Annotated in this window: 23 protein-coding genes and 1 tRNA gene; 12 read left to right on the top strand and 12 right to left on the bottom strand. The window is 48.3% G+C overall.

From position 1 onward, the window contains the following. Window positions 1-12: 12 nt before the first annotated feature. Both putP and ACXAH4_RS17620 read right to left on the bottom strand, forming a co-directional pair. Entirely contained in the window at window positions 13-1,512 is a 1,500-nt protein-coding gene (putP, locus tag ACXAH4_RS17625) for a sodium/proline symporter PutP (protein WP_474852022.1), read from the bottom strand. Window positions 1,513-1,857: 345 nt separating this feature from the next. Then, on the bottom strand, window positions 1,858-2,856 hold the full coding sequence (locus tag ACXAH4_RS17620; protein WP_474882821.1) for a DNA topoisomerase IB: 999 nt from the start codon (window positions 2,854-2,856) through the stop codon (window positions 1,858-1,860). Window positions 2,857-3,248: 392 nt separating this feature from the next. Between ACXAH4_RS17620 and ACXAH4_RS17615 the strand changes: the two genes are divergently transcribed. Beyond that, the gene (locus ACXAH4_RS17615) at window positions 3,249-3,800 is read left to right on the top strand and encodes a hypothetical protein (protein ID WP_349585998.1); all 552 of its coding nucleotides are present in this window, start codon (window positions 3,249-3,251) and stop codon (window positions 3,798-3,800) included. Window positions 3,801-3,857: 57 nt separating this feature from the next. Here ACXAH4_RS17615 and ACXAH4_RS17610 read toward each other — a convergent pair whose 3' ends face one another. Next, window positions 3,858-4,388 carry a DUF2878 domain-containing protein gene (locus tag ACXAH4_RS17610; protein WP_474867810.1) on the bottom strand — a complete coding sequence of 177 codons (531 nt, stop codon included), beginning with the start codon at window positions 4,386-4,388 and terminating at the stop codon, window positions 3,858-3,860. A gap of 148 nt (window positions 4,389-4,536) precedes the next feature. Between ACXAH4_RS17610 and ACXAH4_RS17605 the strand changes: the two genes are divergently transcribed. Then, entirely contained in the window at window positions 4,537-6,156 is a 1,620-nt protein-coding gene (locus tag ACXAH4_RS17605; protein ID WP_474882819.1) for a diacylglycerol kinase family protein, read from the top strand. A gap of 28 nt (window positions 6,157-6,184) precedes the next feature. After that, a complete protein-coding gene (locus ACXAH4_RS17600; protein ID WP_474882817.1) occupies window positions 6,185-7,489 on the top strand; it encodes a DUF2254 domain-containing protein in 1,305 nt (434 codons plus the stop codon). A 2-nt stretch (window positions 7,490-7,491) separates the two neighbouring features. Here the strand turns inward: ACXAH4_RS17600 and ACXAH4_RS17595 are convergent, their stop codons facing one another. The 7 genes from ACXAH4_RS17595 to ftsH all read right to left on the bottom strand — a co-directional run bounded on the left by ACXAH4_RS17595 (window position 7,492) and on the right by ftsH (window position 13,394). After that, on the bottom strand, window positions 7,492-7,650 hold the full coding sequence (locus tag ACXAH4_RS17595) for a YqaE/Pmp3 family membrane protein (RefSeq protein ID WP_119501215.1): 159 nt from the start codon (window positions 7,648-7,650) through the stop codon (window positions 7,492-7,494). Window positions 7,651-7,835: 185 nt separating this feature from the next. After that, window positions 7,836-7,920 (bottom strand) — tRNA-Leu (locus ACXAH4_RS17590). A 7-nt stretch (window positions 7,921-7,927) separates the two neighbouring features. Beyond that, window positions 7,928-8,314 (bottom strand): preprotein translocase subunit SecG, encoded by a 387-nt coding sequence (gene secG, locus ACXAH4_RS17585; RefSeq protein ID WP_119501131.1) that lies wholly within the window; start codon window positions 8,312-8,314, stop codon window positions 7,928-7,930. Window positions 8,315-8,324: 10 nt separating this feature from the next. After that, the gene (gene tpiA / locus ACXAH4_RS17580) at window positions 8,325-9,071 is read right to left on the bottom strand and encodes a triose-phosphate isomerase (RefSeq protein ID WP_474882816.1); all 747 of its coding nucleotides are present in this window, start codon (window positions 9,069-9,071) and stop codon (window positions 8,325-8,327) included. 94 nt (window positions 9,072-9,165) lie between these two features. Further along, window positions 9,166-10,509, bottom strand: a complete 1,344-nt coding sequence (gene glmM, locus ACXAH4_RS17575; protein WP_119501129.1) for a phosphoglucosamine mutase — start codon at window positions 10,507-10,509, stop codon at window positions 9,166-9,168. A gap of 1 nt (window position 10,510) precedes the next feature. Continuing rightward, window positions 10,511-11,353, bottom strand: coding sequence for a dihydropteroate synthase (gene folP, locus ACXAH4_RS17570; protein ID WP_474882814.1), 843 nt, complete (start codon window positions 11,351-11,353; stop codon window positions 10,511-10,513). Window positions 11,354-11,444: 91 nt separating this feature from the next. Beyond that, window positions 11,445-13,394, bottom strand: coding sequence for an ATP-dependent zinc metalloprotease FtsH (gene ftsH, locus ACXAH4_RS17565; RefSeq protein ID WP_474882812.1), 1,950 nt, complete (start codon window positions 13,392-13,394; stop codon window positions 11,445-11,447). Window positions 13,395-13,852: 458 nt separating this feature from the next. On the opposite strand from ftsH, the gene yhbY reads away from it, so the two are divergent. Together yhbY and ACXAH4_RS17555 are read left to right on the top strand one after the other, a co-directional pair. Then, window positions 13,853-14,149 (top strand): ribosome assembly RNA-binding protein YhbY, encoded by a 297-nt coding sequence (gene yhbY, locus ACXAH4_RS17560; protein ID WP_119501126.1) that lies wholly within the window; start codon window positions 13,853-13,855, stop codon window positions 14,147-14,149. Window positions 14,150-14,241: 92 nt separating this feature from the next. After that, window positions 14,242-15,033, top strand: a complete 792-nt coding sequence (locus ACXAH4_RS17555) for an SDR family NAD(P)-dependent oxidoreductase (protein WP_474852012.1) — start codon at window positions 14,242-14,244, stop codon at window positions 15,031-15,033. Between the two features lie 5 nt (window positions 15,034-15,038). On the opposite strand, the gene ACXAH4_RS17550 is transcribed toward ACXAH4_RS17555, so the two are convergent. Continuing rightward, a complete protein-coding gene (locus tag ACXAH4_RS17550) occupies window positions 15,039-16,196 on the bottom strand; it encodes a DUF2891 domain-containing protein (protein WP_474882810.1) in 1,158 nt (385 codons plus the stop codon). Between the two features lie 36 nt (window positions 16,197-16,232). Beyond that, window positions 16,233-18,638 carry a Lon protease family protein gene (locus tag ACXAH4_RS17545; RefSeq protein WP_474867821.1) on the bottom strand — a complete coding sequence of 802 codons (2,406 nt, stop codon included), beginning with the start codon at window positions 18,636-18,638 and terminating at the stop codon, window positions 16,233-16,235. A gap of 231 nt (window positions 18,639-18,869) precedes the next feature. Here ACXAH4_RS17545 and ACXAH4_RS17540 point away from each other — a divergent pair, with 231 nt between their 5' ends. The 7 genes from ACXAH4_RS17540 to mrdA form a co-directional block, all read left to right on the top strand. Then, the gene (locus tag ACXAH4_RS17540) at window positions 18,870-19,397 is read left to right on the top strand and encodes an SRPBCC family protein (RefSeq protein WP_474882808.1); all 528 of its coding nucleotides are present in this window, start codon (window positions 18,870-18,872) and stop codon (window positions 19,395-19,397) included. Between the two features lie 117 nt (window positions 19,398-19,514). Then, on the top strand, window positions 19,515-22,121 hold the full coding sequence (gene leuS, locus ACXAH4_RS17535) for a leucine--tRNA ligase (protein ID WP_474882898.1): 2,607 nt from the start codon (window positions 19,515-19,517) through the stop codon (window positions 22,119-22,121). Beyond that, window positions 22,121-22,639, top strand: a complete 519-nt coding sequence (locus ACXAH4_RS17530) for an LPS-assembly lipoprotein LptE (protein ID WP_474882806.1) — start codon at window positions 22,121-22,123, stop codon at window positions 22,637-22,639. The genes leuS and ACXAH4_RS17530 overlap by 1 nt, the downstream gene beginning before the upstream one ends. 9 nt (window positions 22,640-22,648) lie before the next feature. Beyond that, the gene (gene holA / locus ACXAH4_RS17525) at window positions 22,649-23,683 is read left to right on the top strand and encodes a DNA polymerase III subunit delta (protein ID WP_474882805.1); all 1,035 of its coding nucleotides are present in this window, start codon (window positions 22,649-22,651) and stop codon (window positions 23,681-23,683) included. A 79-nt stretch (window positions 23,684-23,762) separates the two neighbouring features. Next, window positions 23,763-24,080, top strand: a complete 318-nt coding sequence (gene rsfS, locus ACXAH4_RS17520; protein ID WP_119501121.1) for a ribosome silencing factor — start codon at window positions 23,763-23,765, stop codon at window positions 24,078-24,080. 93 nt (window positions 24,081-24,173) lie between these two features. Continuing rightward, window positions 24,174-24,644 (top strand): 23S rRNA (pseudouridine(1915)-N(3))-methyltransferase RlmH, encoded by a 471-nt coding sequence (gene rlmH / locus ACXAH4_RS17515; protein ID WP_303574249.1) that lies wholly within the window; start codon window positions 24,174-24,176, stop codon window positions 24,642-24,644. A 2-nt stretch (window positions 24,645-24,646) separates the two neighbouring features. After that, window positions 24,647-25,889 (top strand): penicillin-binding protein 2 (gene mrdA / locus ACXAH4_RS17510; RefSeq protein ID WP_474882803.1); only part of this gene is annotated, 1,243 nt, incomplete at its 3' end.

Here is a 25,889-nt window from a genome sequence, read left to right as displayed (position 1 = left end):
TATAAATTTACCTTAAGATTGTTGATTCGCCAGTTCCCGGTTCGCTTCGCTGAACATCGCCGATACTTCAGACGACGGGGCCTTGCCCATAGCGGAGAACAACCACAGTGTTACTGTGCTTACAGCAAACCCGGGGATAATTTCGTAAATAACACTACTCAGTGTTTTCCCGTCTTCCAGGACAGGAACATAAATCCAGAACAATACCGTTGCCGCACCACTGATAATACCAGCCAGCGCTGCGTTATGTGTCAGGTCGCGTTTATACAAACAAAACAATACCAATGGTCCGAAGGCTGCACCAAAGCCTGCCCACGCATTGCTCACCAGAGACAAAATTGTATTCGACGAGTCCAGTGCCAGTAGCAACGCTGCTATCGCAACCCCTGCTACACCAAAACGTCCAATTTTCACGGTGTCTGATTCACTCACCTGTTTCTTACTGACCACACGATAAATGTCTTCAGTCAGTGAACTCGCCGATACCAGCAACTGCGATGAAATCGTACTCATGATCGCAGCGAGAATTGCTGCCATCAAAAAACCGCTGATTAACGGATGGAACAATAATTGAGAAAACACAATAAATATTGTTTCCGGATCGTCAATCGCAAGGCCAAACTGATTAGCATAAGCAATACCGACAAACCCCGTTCCCAGTGCACCTGTGATTGTTACCAGCATCCACGACATACCAATATTCCGGGCAGTAGAAATTGCCTTTACTGACCGGATTGCCATGAACCGTACAATAATGTGCGGCTGGCCAAAATATCCCAGCCCCCACGCCAGACTGGACACCAGTCCAATCAAAGTGACGCCTTCCCAGGATGCGACCAGGCCAGGTATCGACTCATGAGCTGCATTATTCATTTGTGCAATACTGTCAAACTCTGTGAATGCAACAACCGGTACGAGTACCAGAGCGACAAACATAATGCATCCCTGAACGAAATCGGTCATGCTGACGGCTAAAAAACCACCAAGTAGAGTATAGGATACAACCACGCCCAGCGTGATTAATAATCCCCACTGGTACTGTACGTCGAAAGCACTCTCAAACAGCTTGCCCCCGGCCACCAGACCAGCAGACGTATAAAGCGTGAAAAACATCACGATGATGGCAGCAGAAACAATTCGTACTCTTGCGTCGGATTTACCGAACCGTTTCGCGAAAAATTCGGGCACAGTCAGTGAGTCATCTGCTACTTCTGTGTAAACCCTCAGTTTGGGTGCCACCAACAGGTAATTAGCCAGTGCACCGGCAACCAGACCGATAGCAATGTAAAGCGCATCAAATCCCGATAAATACATCGCTCCCGGTAATCCCATTAACATCCAGCCGCTCATGTCTGAGGCGCCTGCTGATAACGCTGTAACCTGAGGGCTGACCTGCCGGCCGCCGAGAATATATCCTGAGATATCGCTGGTAGATTGCCTGTACGCAAATAAACCAATTCCCAGCATTGCCAGAAAATACAGGGCTAAAGAGATGTAGCCTTCAAATTGCATAACCGGTATTCAGCTCCTTACTTTAAACAGATAAAGAAAAAGGCGCCGCATGCGCCGTTTTGTTTACCTGACCAATTAATTTGAGTTCTAACTATAGCAAAAAAACGCAATTACCTTCAAGTCTAATTATTTGAAACACTGACTTTACGGCTTCTTGCTGCCAATTTCTTCATTACCGGATTCAGCAACACTCCAACAATAAAAGAAAATGCAAATCATTGTTTTAGAACATATAAGCAACAGAAAAATAAATTAGCTTAGCTATCAGACACAGCAATTCATGCCAGTTATACGCTAAAAATTGTTTTTCAGATTAAAACTACCCTGTTCAGCAAGTTGACAGTTTTATGACACAATAATTTGAGCAAGACGCTGTTCAATCGCCGAAGTGAGCTTGTTGCCTGGTTTATTCTTTTCCAATATCCCTTCGATCTCCATCAGAGTCTGCTGACGATTTTCTTCCTCTTCACACAGAGAAATTAGTTTCGGGTGAATGTAATATTGCCGGCACACTGAGGGCGTATTGCCGAGCATGGAAGCAATGTGCTTAACAAAAGTCGTATCCCAGCGCCGGCGCTGGTTTTGCAGATACAAATTCTCCACATCCGGCAGTGACAAAAGACCGAAACGGGATGCCCCCCAGGTTCTGAAATCTTTGCAGGAAAAATCATCGCCAAGACGGGAGTGAATAAAGGCATTCACGTCACCACTGTCAACGTCCTGCCAGCGGCCATCATCACCGGTGTAACGAAAAATTGCGTAACCCTGCGCCTGCGCACTGTCACACACCAGGCTGGCTAATTTCGGATCTGAGATATCTACATGACGCTCCTTTCCGTGCTTTCCGGTAAAACTCAGCGACACCGCTTTACCCTCTTTCTCAAGATGCTGCCTGCGTAATGTGGTTAATCCGAAGGTACTGTTTTGCTCAGAATAGACCTTATTACCTGCCCTCAAACCCGTGTGGTCTAACATCAGGCAAACAAGGGCCAGACACTTTTCGCGGGACCATCCTTTAGTGTCTACAGCACGCCAGCAGAATTGCCGGAATTCCGGTAAAGCGTCTGCAAAGTCGCTGAGTTTCGAAAATTTTTCCTGCTGACGTTGTTTATGCCAGTTGTCGTGATAAATATATTGTTTGCGACCCTTTGCATCGATACCGGTTGCCTGCAGAGATGCGGAAGCGTCACCCGCAATGTGTACATCACGCCAGTTGGGAGGAATCACCATTTTACGGATGCGATTAAGCTTGCGCTTATCCTGCAGTTGCCTGCCACTCTCGTAGCAATAACTGAAGCCCTTACCTCTGCGCTGACGCACAATATTTAATTCACTTTTTTCCATGTTACAGTCCGGTCTAATTAAAGATGGATGCTCTGCTGCGCCCTTTAACAACCCTAAGCAAATAAAAAGCCAGACCCCTTCGTGATGCTTGCAGGCAACTCATGTCGCTGGCGTACGTTTTTTTGTCGCCGGAATCACTGGTTGATGAGTCTGAATAATTTTCAGTAGTTACGAAAATTATTCAGACGAAACCATGAAAATCTTATATTCACCTCTCTAGCACTTAAGTAACTACAATAAAAACAAGAACCTGCAAAAAGGAATAAAGTTTGAATATATCTGTATGACCATGAGTATTTGAATATATTAATCAGGTCCGGTGTTAAGAAATAGTTTAAGCGTGACACGTGTTGTCTTAATCCCGCTCTGAAAGGAACGTAAAGGTAAGAAATATGAGTAACAAAGCTACATTGACTGACATTCATGCGATTGTACATGCTGAACACATTCAGGTAGCTGCTGTCTATGATTCACAGCAGGATGCGCTTAATTCGATAGAGTCTGTTATCGCTGAAACCGCAGTTGAAAAAGATCAGATTACTTTGATAAACCCTATGGACCCTCATTTCAGTGAGAAACTGGAAAGAGCCAGTAGTAAAATAGGCAAAACATTATGGTCGTCTCACCTGAAGCTGGGCTTTGCCGGGCTTGTTGCCGGCTTAATCGTCGCGGCTCTGCTCGTCCAGTTCGGACCGGCACTCACTAAAAACAATCCCTTATTCACGTACATCGCGCTAATCAGTCCGGGACTGTTTATCGGGCTGTTCATCGCAGGACTGACAGGATTACGTCCTGACCGGCACGAAATTATAGAAACTGTCAGATCGGCCATAAAGCGCAAGAAGTACGCACTTGTTGTGAACCTGAAAAAGGGTCAACAAGTTAACAACATAAAAACGTTGCTGGGTTCGCGGGGACACAAGGTCACTGAAGCAATTCAGTAGTACGGATGACTGGACTGACGAATGTCTGGTCTGATTACCCTGTCGTCCCGGCTGCAATCAGCTCCCAGCAGCGGTTTTGCCTTCCCGGCCGTTGAGAAAGGCATCTGCGTAGAGACAAAGCGGAACCGTAACGGCCCATAGTGCACTGAGTATGCCGAGGGTTAATACCGTATCAGCCGGAAATACAACGGCACCTGCCTGTGCACCGGCGTAATAGCTCAGCGGACCTGACACGGCGCCCAACACTGCAGCAAGAGCATATCTGCCCTGTAAGTAATCGAGGCTGACACGCAACATTAAACCAAAGGCAATCCACAACGAAATAAGCCATATAGGTATCAGCCAACCTTCATAGTCACTGAATGCAAAAAATCCTGACCAGAGCAACGCGCCATCAATGACACAGCCATAAATGGCAATCCCTGCAGCCATTATCAGGTCCGTTTTTTTACGGGGAGACAGGATGAAAAACGCGGCAATAAGTAGCCCGATAATGGCGACATGCTCCGAGGTGTAAAGAATAGCCAGAAACCAGATAGTCTGAAACCAGACAAAGTACAACACTTTTCTTATCGCAGAGGCCGGCATAGGTTTCCTTCAGGTAATCAGGTTAAAGATAAAATGAAAGTGACAACAGCGAATATATTTCTCCTGTTGCTAACAGGATTTTTAACCGTTTTAGTATTTCATTACGTAATGACAGCAGCATAGTTCAATACAGGAAAGGAGACACTTTGTGAAAATGGTGAAGTATTATCTGGCCGGCGCGATATTAGCATTTGCACTGGGTTTTCTTATTCCCTGGTGGCCTGCAGTTGTTGTTTTTTGGTGGAGCGGATTTTCACTGGCAGCCGTTTCACTGGCGTACATCGTAAACTACCCTGCTCTTTTTCGTAAACGTGAAGACGGCTCTATCCCCTTCTACATCAGGTGGATATTCATCCCTTTTTTGCTCGGTACGGGAGCCTATAATGCATGGGCTAGAAAATACGACAAAGTACCTCCTATCCAAAGAATTGAGCCTCAGTTGTATCTTGCCTGCAGATTGTCAGGTAGTGATGTCGCGGCGCTGAAAGAAGAAGGCGTGGATGCCATTCTTGATGTCACGGCTGAATTTGATGGCCTTGACTGGTCTGCGTACCAGTATGACTGTGCTTATCTGAATATCCCTGTTCTTGATCATACCAGTCCGACACCGGAACAACTTACCACTGCCATAAACTGGATCCAGCAGCAAACGTCAGCAGGAAAAAAAGTCGTTGTACATTGTGCACTGGGACGGGGACGTTCAGTACTGACAGTTGCAGCCTGGTTACTGGCAAAAGATCAGACGCTCTCAGTGATGGATGCCATGAATCAAATCCAGTCTGTCAGACAAACGGCCAGGTTAAACAAAAAGCAACTGGCGGCACTTAAGAGTGTTAAATCCGGTGGCCGCCTCAAATTGACACGTACATTGTGCCTCATTGCCAATCCGGTCGCCGGTGGCGGTAAATGGGAGCAGGAAAAAGAACATATTCTTTCAGAACTAAACCCTCATTTCAGGGTAACGGTAAGTGAAACCACCCCGGAATGCTCAGCAACGGAGCTTGCTGAGAAGGCGCTCAATCAGGGTACGGATATCATTGTCGCCTGTGGCGGTGACGGAACAGTCACAGAAGTTGCCAGTGTATGCATAGACAACCGTGCGGTGCTGGGTGTTATTCCTCTTGGCACGGCAAATGCCCTCAGTCAGGTATTCCATGGTTACATCAGCAAACTCATGCCCATTCAGACGGCCTGTGATGTCATTATCGACGGACACACACGGGCCGTTGATACTGCAATGTGCAACGGAGAACTGATGTTACTGGTTGCAGCCGTAGGCTTTGAACAGGAAATGATTGCGTCTGCTGACCGTGAAGAGAAGAACGAAGGCGGACAGATGGCTTACTTGCGCGGTTTATGGCAGGCAATATCTGCAAACACCGACATGAAACTGGAGGTCAGTTTTGACAATAATGAAACTGAGACCATTACTACTCCGAGCTTCGTTATAGCGAATGCTGCACCGGTGACCACAGCACTGGCTCAGGGCGGCGACGAACCGGACGTAACCGACGGAAAACTGGACATTACCTGGCTGACCTCACAGGAGGACAGTGAAACACAGTTTCTATCGCTGGCCGAACTTATCTTCACGACTAAAACCAGTAAGCAAAATTCAGGGCGAATAAAACACAGACAGGTAAAAAGTATCACCGTAACCCTTCCTGAGCAGGCAAGTTATGCCATCGACGGAGAAATACGTGAAGCAGATAAGCTGGAAGTACAAGCGATACCCGGCAACCTCACCGTACTGACTGCCCGCGATTAGTTCAAACAGGAAAAGGGAACGCCTGACTATGATAAAACCTGTCACCAGCTTTGCCAGAGCAAGATGGGAAGGAATACGTGCCAGTTACTGGTTTATACCAGTATGCATGATGTTTACTGCATTTTTGCTGGGTTACACTCTGATTTACTATACGCCGGAGGTAGTGTCTGAAGCGGTATTCAAAAACCTTATCCCTCCGGTACCTGCCGAAGAAGCCAGTGATCTTATCTCTGCAATTGCAACGTCTATCATTACTGCCACGAGCATAGCGTTCTCAATGACACTGGTCGCTCTGACCATGGCATCTTCTCAGTTCGGGCCCAGACTGCTGCAGACATTTATGGACGACCGCGGTACCCAGTGCGTACTGGGGATCCTCACCTCCACCTTTATCTTTTGCTTAAGCGCACTCCACCGCATCAGTGTCAGTGACACCGATTTGGTTATATCTTCAGTACTCTCGCTGATTGTCCTTGCCATCGGTATTGCTGACACTCTGGTATTAATTTATTACATTCACCATATCGCCAGATTTATTCAGGTGGATGAAATCATTAACCGCTGTTACCGCGAGTGCACTGACAATCTGAAAAATTTATTTGCACTGACCGACGAGGAGAAGGGCCACCATCGCCTTGCACCGGCCCTGATCAACGATAGTCCTGTCACTACGCATCTCTCGCTGGACAAAGCCGGGTATATCCAAACCATAGACTATCTCAGCTTGTTGTCCGGTGACGGTATTGACGGCGTGAAAGTGTATGTTCGTGCCGGTGATTATGTGGTACCCGGAGAAACAATTATCACTGTGCACAGCAGTGAAAAGCTTAGCAACGACAGCCTAGATTTTTATCTTTCGTGTTTTGTGCCGGGTAAGCGCAGAACATCATTGCAGGACCCGGAATTTTCATTAACGCAACTCGTGGAAGTGGCACTCAGAGCTCTGTCACCCGGCATCAATGATCCGATAACAGCAATGACCTGTGCAGACCGTCTCACAGCCGTTTGCTTACTGATGTCCGAATGTGAATTTCCCTGTGACACGGTGATGAACAGTCATGTCGACGTGTGGATGCAACGAAGGACTTACACCTTTGAGTCTGTTCTTAACACTGCATTTGACCAGATAAGGCAGGCGGGCTCATCTCACGTGGATGTAATGTTGCATCTCCTTGGCTGTCTCAAAACATTGAAAGAAAAGTTGCCGGAAGAATACAAAGGGACAATTCAAAAGCAGGTTGAGGCTGTCAATGACCTTACAGCCCCACATCTGCATTGCGAAAAAGACAGGAAAGATGTTGCGGCTGCCGTGAATGCAGCCGCAACAGTCTGAACTTAACGGGTTGCGATGATATACACTGCGTGAACGATTCCAGGGATGTAACCCAGTAACGTCAGCAGAATATTAATCCAGAACTGCACCCCGATGCCAACCTGTAAAAATACACCCAGCGGAGGCAGTAAAATTGACAGTAATATGCGAAGAATATCCATAGTTTTCCCTTTCTGTTGACTAATAAATACAGTTACAAGGGATGAAGCCAGAATGATGCCAGAATGTTAAGGGCAAATATGAAAAGCCGCACTGTCCGCTGAGTGTTACCTCCGGCTAACCGCAAAGAAGGACAAATATTACAGACATAAAAAAAGCCCCGGCGTTTAAGCCGGGGCTTTCAGTTTGGTGCGGAAAGCGGGACTTGAACCCGCACGACCGAAGTCACCACCCCCTCAAGATGGCGTGTCTACCAATTCCACCACTTCCGCAAAACTTTTAGTTAGGAATATCACCTTCTGCTGAATCTGTTGCCGGTACGTCAGAAACCGGAACATCAGATGCATCTGCAGCAGGAACATCATCAGCAGCAGGTAATTCCTGTTGCTCTACAGGAACTTCAAGATCCTGCCAGCCGTCTTCGGCTTTTTCTGTGTTCGCTGTGATGTTACCTAAGAATAAACTCAATACAAAAAATAAGGTAGCCAGTACAGACGTGGTTTTGGTCATAAAATTACCAGAACCCGAAGAACCGAATACGGTATTAGAACCACCGCTACCAAACGAAGCGCCCATGTTTGCACCTTTACCCTGCTGGATAAGTACAAAACCAATAAGCATCAACGCTACAATCAAATAAGCGACTAAAAGCACTTCGTATAACATAATTACCTCGTCAATTTGCCGCCTGGCAGATTGCGTTAAAATCTGACGCTTTAAGACTTGCTCCGCCAATTAAGCCGCCATCAATATCAGGCTGGCCGAACAATTCTTTTGCGTTATCCGGCTTCACACTGCCGCCGTATAATATCTGCATTGAAGCAGCAAGTGAACCGTCATATGAAGCAATGAACTCACGAATGAATTTATGAACATCCTGAGCTTCCTGCGGCGACGCTGTAACACCCGTACCGATTGCCCAGATTGGCTCATAAGCTATAACGGCATTTTTCAGTGAAGAGACCGGAATCAAATCGAATACGGCTTTCAACTGTGCTTCAACAAACTCGTTAACTTGTCCGGCTTCTCTTACTGAAAGAGGTTCGCCACAACAAACTACCGGTGTAATTCCTGCTTCAATCAGCTTCAGGGCTTTTTCAGCAACCAGTTGACTGGATTCACCATGGTCATCACGACGCTCTGAATGCCCGACAATACAATATTTGCAGTCAAACTCTTTCAGCATTGTGACGGATAAATCGCCGGTATGTGCACCATTATCACATGCACTCACATCCTGAGCACCGGTGGCGATACCTTTACCTGAGAAAGCTGGAATAAGAATTGATGGCGGACAAATCACAACATCAATATTTTCTGCTGCAGTCCTGTCAAAGGACGCTGCAAATTCTTCTACCAATGAACGACTTCCGTTCATCTTCCAGTTTCCGGCAACCAGAAGCTTACGACTCACTGTATCCACAATTTATCCCTGCCCTGACCTGAAGCGGGCGTGATATTAACGATATCCGCCCTATTATACAAGCCTAAAAATGATAATATTTATGACGAATCAATCAATTGGCCACTTTGCGTACAGCATCGGCGATAAACTCAGCCCATTTCAGAGACTGCATTTCATCGTCGGATTCTACCATCACCCGGATCAACGGTTCTGTACCGCTTTTACGTAGCAATACCCGCCCTGTTTTACCCAGTGAACTTTCAGCTTCTTTCACTGCATCTGTAACAGCAGACATGGCCAACGGATTATCAGAGGACTCATCATAACGGACATTAATCAGTTTTTGCGGAAATTTATCAAACCCGCCGCTTAAATCGTGCAAATCCATGCCCGAACGTAACATGGCAGTGATGACCTGAAGACCGGCGACAATACCGTCTCCGGTAGATGCCACATTTAAGTTCAGCACGTGACCACTATTTTCACCACCGATAGCCCAGCCTTTCTGCTGCAGTAACTCCATTACGTAACGGTCACCTACAGCACTGCGGGCGAACGGAATGGATAATTTGCCCAAAGCCACTTCCAGACCCAGATTACTCATGAGTGTACCCACTACACCACCGGATAAACGACCGGATTTAAGCGCATCGCGGGCGATAATATATAAAATCTGATCACCATCCAGCACGTTACCCAAGTGATCAACCAGCATAATACGGTCGCCGTCACCGTCCAGAGCAAACCCCATGTCAGCGCCTGTCTCAAGTACTTTTTCCACGATGGCGTTCATTGAAGTGGCACCGACTTTGTCGTTAATGTTCAGGCCATCCGGCTTAGTACCGATTTCGATAACTTCTGCGCCAAGTTCTGACAACACATTCGGTGCTATGTGATACGTCGCCCCGTGGGCACAGTCGACAACAATCTTCATGCCTTTTAACGACAGATCTGACGGGAACGTGCCTTTACAGAACTCAATGTAACGTCCGGCGGCATCATTGATACGGGTAGCCTTACCTAACTTATTAGAAGCAACGCATGTCATTGGCTTATCAAGCATGGACTCAATGGCAATTTCGATATCGTCATCCAGTTTGAAACCATCGGATGAGAAGAACTTAATGCCATTATCATAATAAGGATTATGAGACGCAGAAATCACAATACCTGCTTCTGAACGGAATGTTTTCGTGAGATAAGCAATCGCCGGTGTGGGCATCGGCCCTAACAAACCGATATTAATACCGGCTGCAGATAACCCTGCTTCCAGCGCAGACTCAAGCATATAACCTGAAATCCGCGTATCTTTTCCTATCAGTACTTTATTTGTACCATGGCCTGCCAGCACTTTACCGGCTGCCCAGCCCAACTTGGTGACAAACTCGGGATTAATAGCGCTTTCACCTACTTTCCCTCTGATGCCGTCTGTACCAAAATACTTGCGCTGACCCATTTCAGGCTCCTTGAATATTGTCTTTTATTTGTTGAATCTTATTCACGATTTTCATCGCATCCATTGTTTCTGCCACATCGTGAACACGGATCACTTTTGCGCCCATTTGCGCCGCAATAGTGGCAAGGGCAATGCTGCCCGCCAGCCGCTCTGATACAGGTTTATCCAGCAGCTGGCCAATCATAGATTTTCTCGACATACCAACCAGTAGCGGATAACCGAGATGTTGCACCCTTCCCATTTCAACCAGCAGTTGATAATTGTGGTCAAGGCTCTTACCAAAACCAAAGCCCGGGTCCAGAAGAATGCTGCTGTCATCAATGCCGGCATGCTTACAGGCATCTATACGTGACAATAAAAAATTTATCACTTCGTCTGCCACATCATCATACTCAGGGCTGGCCTGCATGGTTCGCGGCTGACCTTTCATATGCATCAGACACACAGGTACCTTTGCTTCTGCTGCGGCCTCCAGTGCCCCAGGTTCCCGCAAGGCGCGGACATCATTGATTAAACCCGCTCCGGCCTTCACGCTTTCCCGCATTACAGCGGCCTTACTGGTGTCCACAGAGAGTACTACGCCTTCCAGACCGGCCAGTTTCTCTACCACCGGCACCACGCGGTCTAACTCTTCCTGTTCAGACACGTCCGGCGCCCCCGGACGTGTCGATTCACCGCCTATGTCGATAAATGTCGCGCCGGCCTCTACCATCCGCATGGCATGGTCAACGGCTTTAACTACCGTATTGTGGGCTCCGCCGTCTGAGAAGGAATCCGGTGTGACATTGAGTATACCCATAACGCGGGCCTGATTGAGGTCGATTTCGGTATGTTTGAAATGCATAACGTATATCTGTCTTTATGAATATGAAGAGGAAAGCTGGCTTTATTAAGCACAAACAAAAAGCGCCAGTTGAAACTGGCGCCTGGAGATTTTAGCCCGGAAGGTCGCCGGGTTTACCTACCGGTGGCTTATCCAAGCCATCGTCGGTAATTTCGCCCTCACGGGCCGGCTTGCCGCCGGGAGGATTGTCTCCACCTTTCGGCGCACGATCGTCCCAGTCCGCAGGCGGACGCACATCACGGCGTGCCATCAGATCATCAATTTGCTTCGCATCAATGGTCTCGTACTTCATCAGAGCATCTTTCATCGAATGCAGAATATCAATATTCTCTTCAAGAATTTTATAAGCACGGTCATAGTTCGCATCGATAAACGATTTGATCTCTGCATCGATGGCGCGGGCAGTGTCGTCAGACATGTGCGAGGCTTTAGACATGGATTTGCCCAGGAACACTTCGCCTTCGTCTTCTGCGTACAACATCGGACCCATTTTACTGGACAAGCCCCATTGCGTGACCATCTTACGGGCAATCTCAGTAGCACGTTCAATGTCATTAGACGCGCCGGTGGTCACCATATCGTCGCCGTAAATGATTTGTTCAGCAATACGGCCACCAAACAGACTTGAAATCATACTTTCAAGATGTTGCTTGGAATGGCTCACACGATCCTGTTCCGGCAGATACATGGTAACACCCAGTGCACGGCCACGGGGAATGATCGACACCTTGTAAACCGGATCATGTTCAGGAACAAGACGGCCAACGATTGCGTGACCGGCCTCGTGGTAAGCTGTCATGGCTTTCTCGTTTTCCGACATCACCATAGACTTACGCTCAGCACCCATCATGATCTTGTCTTTGGCTTTATCGAACTCTTCCATCGACACAAGGCGCTTGTTGGCTCGGGCGGCGAACAGAGCAGCTTCGTTAACCAGGTTCGCAAGGTCAGCACCGGAGAAGCCGGGCGTACCACGGGCAATTACAGAGGCTTCCACGTTGTCACCAACCGGTACTTTGCGCATGTGGACTTTCAGGATTTGCTCACGGCCACGGATATCAGGCAGACCTACAATAACCTGACGGTCGAAACGGCCGGGACGTAACAGTGCCGGGTCAAGGACATCTGGACGGTTAGTCGCTGCGATAACGATAATACCTTCGTGACCTTCAAAACCATCCATTTCTACCAGCATCTGGTTAAGTGTCTGTTCACGTTCATCGTGACCACCGCCAAGACCAGCACCACGCTGACGACCTACTGCATCGATCTCATCGATAAAGATAATGCAAGGCGCAGCCTTTTTGGCTTGCTCGAACATGTCACGGACACGGGATGCACCCACACCCACAAACATTTCAACAAAATCGGAACCTGAAATAGTAAAGAACGGTACTTTTGCTTCACCGGCAATGGCTTTAGCCAGCAATGTTTTACCTGTACCCGGCGGACCCACCATCAGAACGCCTTTAGGAATCTTACCGCCAAGCTTCTGGAATTTTGAAGGATCGCGCAGGAAGTCTACCAGTTCTACTACGTCCTCTTTCGCTTCGTCACAACCGGCAACGTCGGAGAAAGTGGTTTTAATTTGATCTTCACCCAGCAAACGGGCTTTGCTTTTGCCGAAAGACATGGCTCCGCGGCCACCGCCACCCTGCATTTGACGCATGAAGAAAATCCAGACTGCAATTAACAGCAGCATGGGGAACCATGAAATGAAGATAGACGTCAGGATAGACGGCTTCTCAGGCGGCTCACCTAATACACGTACATCCTTCTTCACCAAATCTGAAATGAGCTGATCATCAAAATAGGGAATATAGGTAACGAATGTTTCGCCGTTACGTTTCGTGCCGCGGATTTCGCGGGACTCACTGTCAATGCGAACTTCGCGGACATTGCCCTGATTCGCTTCTTTCAGGAATGTTGTGTAATCCGTTTGTGCACGTGTCGATTCACCAGGTGAAAAGCTCTGGAACACCGACATCAACACAACGGCGATAACCAACCATAAGATTAAATTTTTTGCCATATCGCTCAAGCTACTAACCTCTAAAAATACCGGAACATCCGGGATTGATGACAATTTACTGCCAACATGTTCATTTACCGCTCACTATGGTGAAACCGGCGTCCGGAACATGCTCCGCTCCCATTGTTTCCGTACGAAATGCGATCCTTACTTCGTCAAATTACAGCCTACTACAAATTATAGACCGTAGCCACCAATACACGTTCCCGTTACCACGTAAATTAACGCCTTGTAACGTTTTACGTGTAAGTGTGCAGTTCTGTTCAGTATTGCTTATATAATTGGTGGCATTATGCGACTTTTTTGTCATTCACACGTAATGTCGTTAGGATTGTAACGAAGATGGCGTTAGAATATGGCATTTCAAGGCATTAACTTAAAATAAATGGTTTTACGTTCAGTCAGTGACAACGTTGGCCCGGCGTTTAGGTTAAACAAATTTATCAATAGTAAAGAAAAACGACGAAATGAAACTTTCCAATAAACAGAAACAATTCCTTAAGGGCCTGGCCCACTCTTTGAAACCCGTTGTGCAATTAGGTGCTAACGGCCTCACAGAGGGTGTTGTATCTGAAATTGACAGCGCACTGGCACACCACGAACTGATTAAAGTGAAGGTGCCTACCGATGATCGTGAAGAAAAAACACTGATCATGGATGCTATTGTGCGGGAAACCGAATCTGTAAAAGTACAGTCCATCGGACACACACTGATTATCTTCCGCCCTTCCGAAGAGCGTAAAATTCAGTTGCCAAAACAATAAAGTCTTTTTACATCTTCTTTTATGTAATCACTTTGTTAACAAACTCTGCCACGTTACACTTACGTTAACGTAAACCTGATAACGGGCAGAGAATGATGTCAGAACAAACCACACTTCCGCTTTCCTCCATCACAGCCGTCATTACCGGTGGCAGTTCAGGACTGGGTTTTGCTACCGCGCAGCATCTGTTGCAGCGTGGCGCGACCGTTGCTCTTTTTGATATAGACCGTGAAAAAGGGGAAAAGGCTGTCCGTGAGGCAGGTGGAAATGCACATTTCTACCCCGTCGATGTTTGCAGTGAAGACGAGGTTTCTGACGCATTGCAAGCTTTCCGGGAGAAAGCCGGACGTATTAACCTTTGTGTTTCCTGCGCTGGAATCGCACCGGCTGCAAGAACGCTTGATAAAACAGGCAATGCTGCCTCTTTTGATCAGTTCCGTAAAGTAACCGATATCAATCTTAACGGTACCTTCAACGTGAGCCGGCTTGCTGCTCAGACCATGGCCGCACAGCAAGCAGATGAAAACGGTGAACGGGGTGTCATCATTAATACTGCATCCATTGCCGGCTACGAGGGGCAGACCGGACAGACCGCCTACGCGGCCAGTAAGGCGGGCATTATCGGTATGACACTGCCCATGGCCAGGGACCTGGCCGCTGTGGGGATCCGTGTTAATGCAATTGCGCCCGGCGTAATGGGCACTCCCATGTTACTGGCCATGCCGGAGCACGTTCAGGCAGCATTGAGCGCCAATGTGCCCTTCCCTAAACGGCTTGGTCTGCCAGAGGAATTTGCAGCACTGGTGGCGCATATTGCACTTAACACCTATATAAACGGTGAGACCATCCGTCTTGATGGCGCACTCCGTATGCCGCCTAAATAAATGATTTACTCTGTGGCGCGGGCACGTTGTTGTAACGCATAAACAGCAAAGCTGCCCAGCCAGTGTGTACCTTCATAATTTTCATCAACGATGGCGGGCAATGAATGGGCCACGTGCGTGTCTGCCAGCGCCCGCAGATGACCAAATTCATCGGGATATTCTGCTGCAAGGCCATACATCACCCAGGCACGGCTGAAATTAAGCCCGTCCAGATGCACCAGTTTACCGTCAGTGCGGTCACTTACCCGTGCCACTTCAATGTGAAAGTCAGCATTGTCTAACGCCGGCAGAAAACCTTTCGCCCAGTGCATAAAGGACTTTTTATCCATCACTTTTCGCATCAGATCCAGTTCTTCAAAACAAGGGGAAAGAAAATCGAAGCCGTTTGGCTCCCATGAGAGCGGACACTGTTTATCGCCGCCAAACCAGTGCACAGCCCGCTCTGTAATAAGCGTCTGTAATGCTTTGTCATCAGCAATCCGTGCATAATCCAGTGCCATCGACATTCCGAAAGCCGTATTCGGATGCTCGCCGGTGCGGACCGGATACACCAGTTTTGGTAAGAACTGATGATATTTGCCAACAATCAGTTCCGTCAGGGGAGACAGGTTCTGACTCAATTCAGCAGCCAGGGGGTCATCCCACAGCTTCAGTTCTGCGGCCAGAGCCAGTAACCAGGCCCAGCCATAAGTGCGCTCAAAACTGGCATTTTGTGGTTTTTCAAAATATGCCACTTCCTGAAGAATTTTATCTGCGGTCAGGTTTTCCTTAAGCTTTGCTTTAATTTCTGTCGCTTTGGCAAGATCAGGAAAATGGCGGAGCAGATTTACCAGCATCCAGTGACCGTGTACGCTGGAGTGCCAGTCAAAACACCCGTAAAAGGCGGGGTGCAGTGCAGCCGGTCCCTGCAAGTCCTGTGGACCGGATAATGTTTGATTTAACTTGTTCGGGTACTCTGTTGTTACACAATGCAGCGGCATCTCTGACAACCGCTCAGCTTCCTGCAGAGATAACTCCGGAGTTTCAGGTGCACTGAATGCGCCGGTGCTGAAGAGCGTCAGGGCAACTAAAGCTGTTAGTTTTCTACCCGTTACCATTCCGGTAATTACACTCCCCGCAAATAAACTCCCCTTAGATAAACTCCCCGTAGATAACTTTTTCATCTTTCCTGCCACCTTCTGACGTTTTTTATTATATGTTTATTCATCGTCGCCTCCGTTAACAATGAGTGCAATGTTATAAAGGCGGTTCACGGCATGATAGTTCACCGAATTTTTCGGATAACGCCCGCGGGACGTCATATTGCCGGCTTCTTTTTCCATCAACAGTGAAATGGCATCATCCACGGTTTCAGCAGTGTAAATATGGAAAAGCCCTTTTTTTACTGCATCAATAACTGCTTTATCCAGTACCAGGTTAATGGCATTGGATTTAGGAATAATCACCCCCTGACTACCGGTAAGCCCGCGGTGCTGACATAAATCGAAAAAGCCTTCAATTTTTTCGTTCACGCCGCCTACTGCCTGTACCTCACCGTACTGGTTAATCGAGCCGGTTACCGCCAGAGACTGAGTAGCCGGAATTTCCGTCAATGCAGATATCAGTGCAATAAGTTCTGCCAGCGAAGCACTGTCACCATCAATGTGTCCGTAGGATTGTTCCAGCGCTATATTGGCTGACAGGGTTAACGGGAAATGCTGGGCATATTTGTTTCCAAGATAACCGGTTAACAGCATAACCCCTTTAGAGTGAATGGGTTGCCCCAGCTCAACTTCCCGTTCAATGTCCACCACGCCGTTTGCACCGGCATACACCGTAGAGGTAATGCGGGCCGGCGTACCGAATGCTGTCCCCCCGACTTCCAGTACGGTCAGGCCATTAACGGTACCTACTGACTTACCTTCGGTAGCGATTAGGACATGACCTTCTTTAATGTCGTTTAGCAGTGCATGACTCACCCGGCCGGTGCGGCGTTTTTTCGCACTGAGAGCAATTTCAATGTGCTCCAGTTCAAGATGCGTGCTTTGCTGCTGAGCCGCAAAATACCGGGCCTCATTGATAAGCTCTATGACTTCGGCAAAATGGGCTGAGAATTTTTGCTGATGTTCTGCCATACGCAGGGAATATTCCACCAGCCGCTGCATGGCTTTAGAGGAAATCCCGCTCAGGCCGCATTCACTGAGGTGATGACGCACCTTACCCGTAAAATCAAAAGTAGACTGACGGGTTACCGGTATTTCATAATCAAAATCCACCAGCACTCTGAACAGTTCGTCAAATTCATCATCATAATCCTGCAGGGTATAATAGAGATCACGTGAGCCCAGCAGTATCACTTTCACATCAAGGTCTACCGGTTGCGGGTTCAATGTGATGGCGTTCACCATACCCACATCCTGCTGGGGAAGATCCATTTTCAATGAACCGGATTTTATCGCCAGTTTCAGTGCATCCCACACGAAGGGCTGCTCTATGACCTGATCAACATCCAGTAACAGATAGCCACCGTTAGCACGGTGCAAAGCCCCTGCTCTTATCATTCTGTAATTGGTATACACACTGCCATGCAGGTTGGTGTACTCAATTTTACCAAACAGGTTCTGATAGGTAGGGTTCGGCTCATACACCACCGGCGCGCCGTCCTGTAACTGATGACCCACCAGCACATTAGGCAAATAAAGTTCTTCCAGATAAAGCCGTCTGTCGAGTTCGTCGGGCTTATCCTCTTTTGACTCCTCTGCCAGCAGTGACACGATGGTGTCTACCAGATGGGAACGCATGCGCCGCAGCGTTTTCAATACGCCGAGATGGCCGGCATATTTATGTTCCAGTACTTTGAGTAAGGGTCTGATCCCCTGCTCTGCGGTTTTCTTATTCAGTTGCCTGATACGCTCAGAACTTTCACGTTTCCATACCGGCAACCCGAGTAAACTTTCACTGAGACGGTTTTCAAGTTCAGCAATCAAGTCATAAAAATACTGACGCTTGTCATCATCGAGTACGGCAAATTCTTCATCGGTAACGGGTTTACCGCTTACTATCGGGGCGAAGGTAATGGCGTTAGATTCGTCATAAAGGGCTACATCATGAGCCTGCGCGTAGCGTTCCACTGCATCAATGGCTTCATCATAACGGCGCTCAAATTCTCTGGAAATGGCTGATTTCTGACGCTGATAACCCGGGTTGTCAAAAGCTGCCGGAAATGTATCAAGCAAATCATCAATCAGACCGTTTATATCTTTAACCAGATCTTTGCCTTCACCCGGCGCCATGCGCAGAACAAAGGGTTCACGTTCTTCATCAAAGTTATTCAGATAGACCCAGTCTTCCGGTGAAGGCAATGATGCCACCTGACGCTCAATGTAATCCTTCACCAGCGAGAACCGTCCGGTGGCCGGCTCCCCCATCACATAGAGGTTATATCCGCGGTTGCGTACGCCAAGGCCGAATGACAGTGCTTCGCGGGCACGCTCCTGGCCAATAAAGGTTGCATTAACGGCTTCTTCGTCTTTTAAAGCCTGGTTTATCTGCCGCCGGTTCAGCGACGGTGTCAGTGCTGCGGGAGATAAAGCATATTTAGCGCGCAGAACGGAAAGGTCGGTCATAATTGCCTGTTTACCTTATATCATCAAACTGCTCCGTTAGCCGGCAGGTTTGATTTTGTGGAGATAAGATCAAGTGAAACGCGAAAAATTCCCACTGTCAAACCATAAAAAGGCTGTATCAGCCATTTTTCTCCACTTGTTTTGACAAATTGTATCAAAAAGCACCACATTACGGTTTAATGGGCATTATTAACCGTATTGCCAGCAAAATTTTAAGGATAATAAGCTTCTATGACTAAAACCACTGCTGCTTTCGCCCTCCTGAGTTTAATTTTATCCTTTAACACCTCCGCTAAAGTGGAAAGTAGTGGTAACGGAGGCTTTATTGTTCTTAATACCGTTTCGGTGAACGTAGCGGCTGACACTGTCTGGCAAGCGCTGGTAAACGACGTCGACCAGTGGTGGCCAAAAGATCACTCATGGTGGACGGGTACCTTCAGTATTGATGCCCGTGCCGGCGGTTGTTTTTGCGAACGGGCCGGTGACCGGAGTGCTGAACACATGCGGATAAGTTTTGTTGACCCTGCAAAGCAGCTGGTAATGACCGGCGGACTGGGGCCGTTGCAAGCTATGGGCGTGACCGGCGCTCTGAACTGGCAACTGGAACAAACCGGCGCAGATACAACAATCTCGCTTCGGTATCACGTTCAGGGATACAGCGAAAGCGGATACAAAGACCTCGCGCCTGTTGTCGACCATGTCCAGGGATTACAACTTAAAGCGCTGGCAGATTTTTTAACCACTGCCAAAACTGACTAAAATCCCGTCAGATAAGGATAAAAGTAGCCCCCGCCTATTGTGAGTGCACTGCGCGCCGGGGTATTCTATGCGGCTAATCACGAAGTAATTAATACCAACGCGGAAGCCTTATTCACGATGGCCGAAAATCAGTACAACCCGAAACAAATCGAGCAGGATGTCCAGCAGTACTGGGAATCCAATCAGTCTTTCAAAGCAGAAGAAGACGCGTCTAAAGAAAAATTCTACTGCCTTTCAATGTTCCCTTACCCCAGCGGCCGTCTCCATATGGGACACGTACGTAACTACACCATCGGTGACGTAATCAGCCGTTTCCAGCGCATGCAGGGTAAAAATGTTCTGCAGCCAATGGGTTGGGACGCATTCGGGTTACCTGCTGAGAACGCAGCCATCAATAACAATACGGCTCCGGCAAACTGGACCTATTCAAACATTGAATATATGAAAGGCCAGTTGAAGTCGCTGGGTTTCGGTTATGACTGGGATCGCGAAGTCGCTACCTGTAAACCTGACTATTATCGCTGGGAGCAGTGGTTTTTCACCCGCCTGTACGAAAAAGGGCTGGTATATAAGAAAAACGCCACCGTTAACTGGGATCCGGTGGACCAGACAGTACTGGCCAACGAACAGGTTATCGACGGTCGTGGCTGGCGTTCAGGTGCTCTGGTAGAACAAAAAGAAATCCCTCAGTGGTTTATTAAAATTACAGACTACGCTGAAGAATTATTATCTGACCTGGATCAGCTGGAAGACTGGCCTGATCAGGTTCGCGCCATGCAGGCAAACTGGATTGGCCGTTCAGAAGGTGTAGATATTACCTTTAAACTGAAAACACCTGCCGGTGAAGTGGAAACCCTGACCGTTTACACCACACGCCCTGATACATTCTTTGGTGTTACATACCTGGGCGTTGCTGCCCAGCATCCTGTGGCAGAATTTGCTGCCAGACATAACCCTGCTCTTGCAACCTTTATCGAAGAATGTAAGAACACGAAAGTGGCTGAAGCAGAACTGGCCACCATGGAAAAGAAAGGGTGTGATACCGGATTAACAGCGATTCACCCGCTCTCCGGCGAGGAAGTACCGGTTTGGGCTGCTAATTTCGTATTGATGGGCTATGGCTCCGGTGCAGTGATGGCCGTTCCCGGCCATGACCAGCGTGACTGGGAATTTGCTACCAAATACAATCTGCCGGTTAAACAGGTCATTACACCTGCAGATGGTAACAGTGAAACCTGTGACTTAACTGCGTCTGCGTACACTGAAAAAGGCACCTTAATTAATTCCGGTGAGTTTGATGGCTTAACCTTCGAGGCCGCCTTCAATGCAATAGCAGAAAAATTATCTGCCGCAGGTGTGGGTACTAAGAAAGTTAATTACCGTCTTCGTGACTGGGGCGTAAGCCGTCAGCGTTACTGGGGCGCTCCTATTCCAATGCTGAATCTGGAAAACGGCGAGTCTGTGCCGGTTCCCGCCAGTGAATTACCGGTGGTGTTACCGGAAGACGTAGAAATGAATGGTGTAACTTCGCCAATCAAAGCTGATCCTGAATGGGCAAAAACGACCTTTAACGGTGAACCGGCCCTGCGTGAGACCGACACCTTCGATACCTTTATGGAATCATCCTGGTATTATGCCCGTTACAGCTGCGCACAAAATGGCGATGCCATGCTTGATCCAACTCAGGCGAATTACTGGCTGCCGGTAGATCAGTACATCGGCGGTATTGAACACGCCATTCTTCACCTGCTCTACTCCCGCTTCTTCCACAAACTGCTGCGTGATGAAGGTCTGGTAGAGTCAGATGAGCCGTTTAAGCGCCTGTTATGTCAGGGTATGGTGCTGGCAGATTCCTATTTCAGTGAAGATGAAAACGGTAAGAAAACCTGGTATTCGCCGCTGGCTGTTTCCACCGAGAAAGATGATAAAGGCCGAATCACGAAAGCCTGGCTGACCAGCGACGGTACGCCGGTAGAACACGGCGGCATGACTAAAATGTCAAAGTCGAAAAATAATGGTATCGATCCTCAGGCGGTTATCGATCAGTACGGTGCAGATACTGTACGCCTGTTTACAATGTTCGCCGCGCCACCTGAGCAAACCCTTGAATGGGTTGATTCCGGCGTGGAAGGGGCAAACCGCTTCCTGAAACGTATCTGGAAACTGGTCAGTGAGCACATTGAAATTTCCGGCACACCGGGCAAGGTTGATGCAAAAGCACTGAATAAAGATCAGCAAGCGTTACGTCGTGAAGTGCATAAGACAATTGCCAAGGTCAGTGATGACCTGGGTCGTCGTCAGACCTTCAACACTGCCGTAGCTGCGGTAATGGAATTATTGAATCATTTGCAAAAGGCACCTCAGGAGTCTGAAACTGACCACGCTATTATGCGTGAAGCAGTCGAAGGCGTGCTGCGTTTGCTAAACCCCATCACGCCGCATATCTGTCATCACCTGTGGCAGGCACTTGGCCATGATACACCTGTAGAATATGCCGGCTGGCCGGTAGCTGATCCTGCTGCCCTGGTAGAAGATGAGAAGCTGATTGTAGTGCAAGTTAACGGTAAAGTGCGCGCTAAAATGACCGTGGCAGCAGATGCGGCAAAAGAAGCCGTCGAAGCAAATGCCCTTGCCCAGGCCAATGTTCAACAGTTTATCGAAGGTAAAACGGTGCGCAAAATCATCGTAGTACCCGGTAAGCTGGTTAACATTGTAGCTAACTGATGAAGACGTTCTTCCGGCTGTTAACAGCAGGCGCAGCCGCACTGGTGCTTACCGGTTGCGGCTTTCATCTGCGCGGTAATGAAGCGTTGCCGCCATCAGTTAATTACGTTGCGGTAACGTCTGCGCAGGCCCATGCGCCACTGGCCAGAGCGTTGAAGAAAAAACTGGCAGTGTACGACCTTCACGGCGGTACACTGGCAGACAGCCCGTCTCCGGACATGTCGGTTCTGATCAACATTCAGCCGGAGCAACTGGAACGGCGTTTATTGTCCGTGTTTTCTACCGGTCAGGTAGCTGAATACGAGCTGATTTACGGTGTCCGTTATACAGTGACCTTCCCTGACAAGGCTCCCCTACCCGCGTATTTTGAAGTATTGCGGGATTACCAGGATGATCCTGAACAGGTGCTGGCAAAATCGCGGGAGCTGGAACTGGTTCTCAACGAAATGCGGGATGAAGCGGCTGACAAAATTATCCGTCGTATAGCCAGCCAGTCTTCTCAGGCAGTGGCGGAATAAACAACTGCCATGCAAATCTATCCAAACCGTTTTGAAGCGGAACTAGATAAAGGCCTCAAGCCTTGTTATTTGCTGTTTGGTGATGAGCCACAGCAAAAATTTTCCATGATCGAAGCGGTGCGGGAAAAAGCCAGAGCTCAGGGCTTCACTGAGCGGACAGTATTTGTTGCCGACAGTGGTTTTAACTGGAGTCAGTTAATTGAGGCCACTCAATCTTTGTCCTTATTTGCTTCGCAACAGATTATTGAACTGGAACTACCTACCGGAAAACCCGGTACTGAGGGTAGTCAGACCCTACAATCAGTAGCAGCGAATCTGGGTAACGACATTCTGTTACTGATCCACGGTCCCCGTATTGGCAAAGATGTACAAAAAGCCAAATGGTTCAAGGTTCTTGACGATACCGGCATTCATTCCTTTTGCTATGCACTGGAAGGTAATAATCTTCACACATGGATCCAGCAGACTATGCAAAAAGCCGGACTTAACGGCGATGCAGCCTGTGTCCGCATGATTGCAGATATGTGTGAGGGCAATATGCTGGCCGCTCATCAGGAAATCCAGAAGTTATCGCTGGTTTATGCCGGACAGGCCATTACACCTGAACAGGTAGAAGCGGCCATTGTCGATCAATCCAGATTCAATGTATTTCAGCTGGTAGATGTCATGCTGAACGGAGACCGGCAGCGCTGTATCCGCATGTTGTACCGTCTGGAAAGTGAGGGCATTGAACCTAATATCCTGATCTGGGCATTTATTCGTGAATGGCAGACCTTAAGCCAGTTACACGAAGTCAGATCGTCCGGACAACCTGTCCAGTGGATGAAGTTCGGGATCTGGAAAAATCGTCAGGGCTGTTATCAGTCGGCACTGAACCGGCTGAGCGCTGCCCACCTTGACCATATCAGAGAGGCGCTGGAACAGGCCGACTTTGCTTTTAAACAAAATACGGTGGAAAGGCCTTATATCAAGCTTGCACACCTTTGTATGTTGTTCATGGGCATAGAGCTTAACGGATTAACTTTGATGCCGGACCTGCACTGACACCGGTGTGGGAATTGCGGTAAAATTCGCTATAGTTAAAATGTTATACGTTAATTTTTTGTGTATTTGAGGAGAACTTTTGGACAGTAACCAGTTCAAACAATTCGTGTTAGATAAAATCGACGACATGAAAGCCCGTGATGTCATTCAACTGGACGTAAAAGGTAAGTCGACAATTACTGACCTGATGATTATCTGCTCGGGTAATTCCAAGCGACACGTGGTGTCTATCGCGGATAATCTGCATGTAGAAATGAAACAGGCCGGACATCCGCCTCTGAGCATTGAAGGCAAAGAGACCGGTGAATGGGTTCTTGTTGATCTCGGTGACATCATCGTGCACGTCATGCAGGATGAAGCGAGAGATTTCTACCAGCTTGAAAAGCTCTGGGGCTGAACATCAGCCATCAGTATGCCACGGCGTTGACTGTCAGCGGCGTTCCGGCAAGACTTATCACTTCAAATCGCTCAACCGGGAAGTTGTAAAACGGTGAAAATTCAAATCGTTGCGGTAGGAACTAAAATGCCTGACTGGGTTGCCAGAGGTGTTGATGAGTTTGTGCGCCGTTTTCCCGCTGACATGCCTGTCAGCTTTACTGAAATTGCCGCGGGAAAGCGCGGTAAAAATGCAGATATCCCGCGCATCCTTCAAAAGGAAGGAGAAGCAACGCTGGCGGCAATTCCGAAGGGAAACCGCATCGTCACACTGGAAGTCACCGGTAAGCCATGGGATACCCCCCAACTTGCCAGACAACTCGATGCCTGGAAGATGGACGGGCGTGACGTAAGTTTACTCATCGGAGGCCCGGAAGGACTCGCTCCTGAGTGTATTGCCGCATCGGAACAACGCTGGTCACTTTCTAATCTGACATTACCCCACCCTCTGGTGCGCATCATTGTGGCGGAAAGCTTGTATCGCGCCTGGTCTGTTACCCAGAACCATCCGTATCACCGGGAATAGTCATGGCCCGTAAACGTCAGGCGATTCGTGACCATACAGCGGAAGCGAACCTGTTTGCCCGCCGCGCCGCTGTTTCACTGCTTATTGTGTTTGCCATGCTCGGTATCGTGGTGAGTAACCTCTACGTACTGCAAGTGGAACAGCACGATGCTTATCAGACCCGCTCCAACGGTAACCGCATAAAGGTTCTGCCCATTGCGCCCAACCGGGGATTGATTTACGACCGCAACGGTATTTTGCTGGCTGAAAACCGGCCGGTATTCAGCCTGGAAGTCATTCCTGAAGAAGTCGACAGTCTGGACGACACCCTTGACAGCCTGTCTGCACTCATGGGGATCACGCAGGAAGAAAGGGACAATTTTCTCAAAATATACCGCGGGCAACGACGGTTTAAGCCCATTGCTCTGCGTACCCAGCTAAATGAAGAAGAAGTGGCATTGTTTTCTGCCCAGCAACACCGTTTTCCGGGTGTTTCTGTGGAAGCCCGTCTTTCGCGCTACTATCCCTACGGTGAAACGCTTACTCACGTACTTGGTTACGTAGCAAAAATTAATAAGAAAGATTTACAGAAATTGCAGGAAGCCGGTCAGGAAGATAACTACGCAGCTACCTACGACATCGGTAAACTGGGTATCGAAAAATACCATGAAGAAGAATTACACGGCCAGGTCGGTTATCAGCAGGTAGAAGTTAACAGTCAGGGACGGATAATCCGTACGTTGAGTGTTGATCCGCCGGTGCCAGGTAAAGACATTGTGCTGAATATTGATCTTGCCCTGCAACTGGCTGCAAAAAAAGCGCTGGATGGTAAGCGGGGTACGGTGGTCGTTTCGGCGCCTGATACCGGTGGTGTACTGGCCATGTATTCCAGCCCGAGTTACGACCCTAACCTGTTTGTCCACGGGATCAGCAGCAAAAACTACAGTGCCTTACTGAATTCCCCTGACCGGCCTCTGATTAACCGCGCTACGCAGGGACAATATCCACCGGCTTCCACTATCAAGCCTCTGCTTGGTCTGGTGGGCCTTGAGGACGGTGTCATTACACCAAAGACCACTATCAATGACACCGGACGTTACAAGCTCCCCAACGTCAGCCATGTGTGGCGTGACTGGAAAAAATGGGGGCACGGGAAAGTGAATGTTGAACGGGCCATTATGATGTCCTGCGATACTTTCTACTATGACCTTGCCTACAAGCTCGGTATCGATCGAATCAGTGATGCGATGTCTGAATTCGGTTTCG

The sequence above is a fragment of the Alteromonas sp. ABV2_168 genome, assembly GCF_056161165.1.
Note: the sequence above shows the minus strand (reverse complement) of the source record. Positions and strands in the feature narration are given on the sequence as shown.

What these genes read in the sequence shown, in the direction of transcription:
- secG (WP_119501131.1), bottom strand. Translation starts at nt 8,314, where the DNA reads ATGTTATACGAAGTGCTTTTAGTCGCTTATTTGATTGTAGCGTTGATG.
- ACXAH4_RS17550 (WP_474882810.1), bottom strand. Translation starts at nt 16,196, where the DNA reads ATGAAAAAGTTATCTACGGGGAGTTTATCTAAGGGGAGTTTATTTGCG.
- ACXAH4_RS17530 (WP_474882806.1), top strand. Translation starts at nt 22,121, where the DNA reads ATGAAGACGTTCTTCCGGCTGTTAACAGCAGGCGCAGCCGCACTGGTG.
- ACXAH4_RS17600 (WP_474882817.1), top strand. Translation starts at nt 6,185, where the DNA reads ATGATAAAACCTGTCACCAGCTTTGCCAGAGCAAGATGGGAAGGAATA.
- ACXAH4_RS17595 (WP_119501215.1), bottom strand. Translation starts at nt 7,650, where the DNA reads ATGGATATTCTTCGCATATTACTGTCAATTTTACTGCCTCCGCTGGGT.
- holA (WP_474882805.1), top strand. Translation starts at nt 22,649, where the DNA reads ATGCAAATCTATCCAAACCGTTTTGAAGCGGAACTAGATAAAGGCCTC.
- yhbY (WP_119501126.1), top strand. Translation starts at nt 13,853, where the DNA reads ATGAAACTTTCCAATAAACAGAAACAATTCCTTAAGGGCCTGGCCCAC.
- folP (WP_474882814.1), bottom strand. Translation starts at nt 11,353, where the DNA reads ATGCATTTCAAACATACCGAAATCGACCTCAATCAGGCCCGCGTTATG.
- ACXAH4_RS17555 (WP_474852012.1), top strand. Translation starts at nt 14,242, where the DNA reads ATGATGTCAGAACAAACCACACTTCCGCTTTCCTCCATCACAGCCGTC.
- ACXAH4_RS17615 (WP_349585998.1), top strand. Translation starts at nt 3,249, where the DNA reads ATGAGTAACAAAGCTACATTGACTGACATTCATGCGATTGTACATGCT.
- leuS (WP_474882898.1), top strand. Translation starts at nt 19,515, where the DNA reads ATGGCCGAAAATCAGTACAACCCGAAACAAATCGAGCAGGATGTCCAG.
- ACXAH4_RS17540 (WP_474882808.1), top strand. Translation starts at nt 18,870, where the DNA reads ATGACTAAAACCACTGCTGCTTTCGCCCTCCTGAGTTTAATTTTATCC.
- glmM (WP_119501129.1), bottom strand. Translation starts at nt 10,509, where the DNA reads ATGGGTCAGCGCAAGTATTTTGGTACAGACGGCATCAGAGGGAAAGTA.
- ACXAH4_RS17610 (WP_474867810.1), bottom strand. Translation starts at nt 4,388, where the DNA reads ATGCCGGCCTCTGCGATAAGAAAAGTGTTGTACTTTGTCTGGTTTCAG.
- putP (WP_474852022.1), bottom strand. Translation starts at nt 1,512, where the DNA reads ATGCAATTTGAAGGCTACATCTCTTTAGCCCTGTATTTTCTGGCAATG.
- ACXAH4_RS17545 (WP_474867821.1), bottom strand. Translation starts at nt 18,638, where the DNA reads ATGACCGACCTTTCCGTTCTGCGCGCTAAATATGCTTTATCTCCCGCA.
- ACXAH4_RS17620 (WP_474882821.1), bottom strand. Translation starts at nt 2,856, where the DNA reads ATGGAAAAAAGTGAATTAAATATTGTGCGTCAGCGCAGAGGTAAGGGC.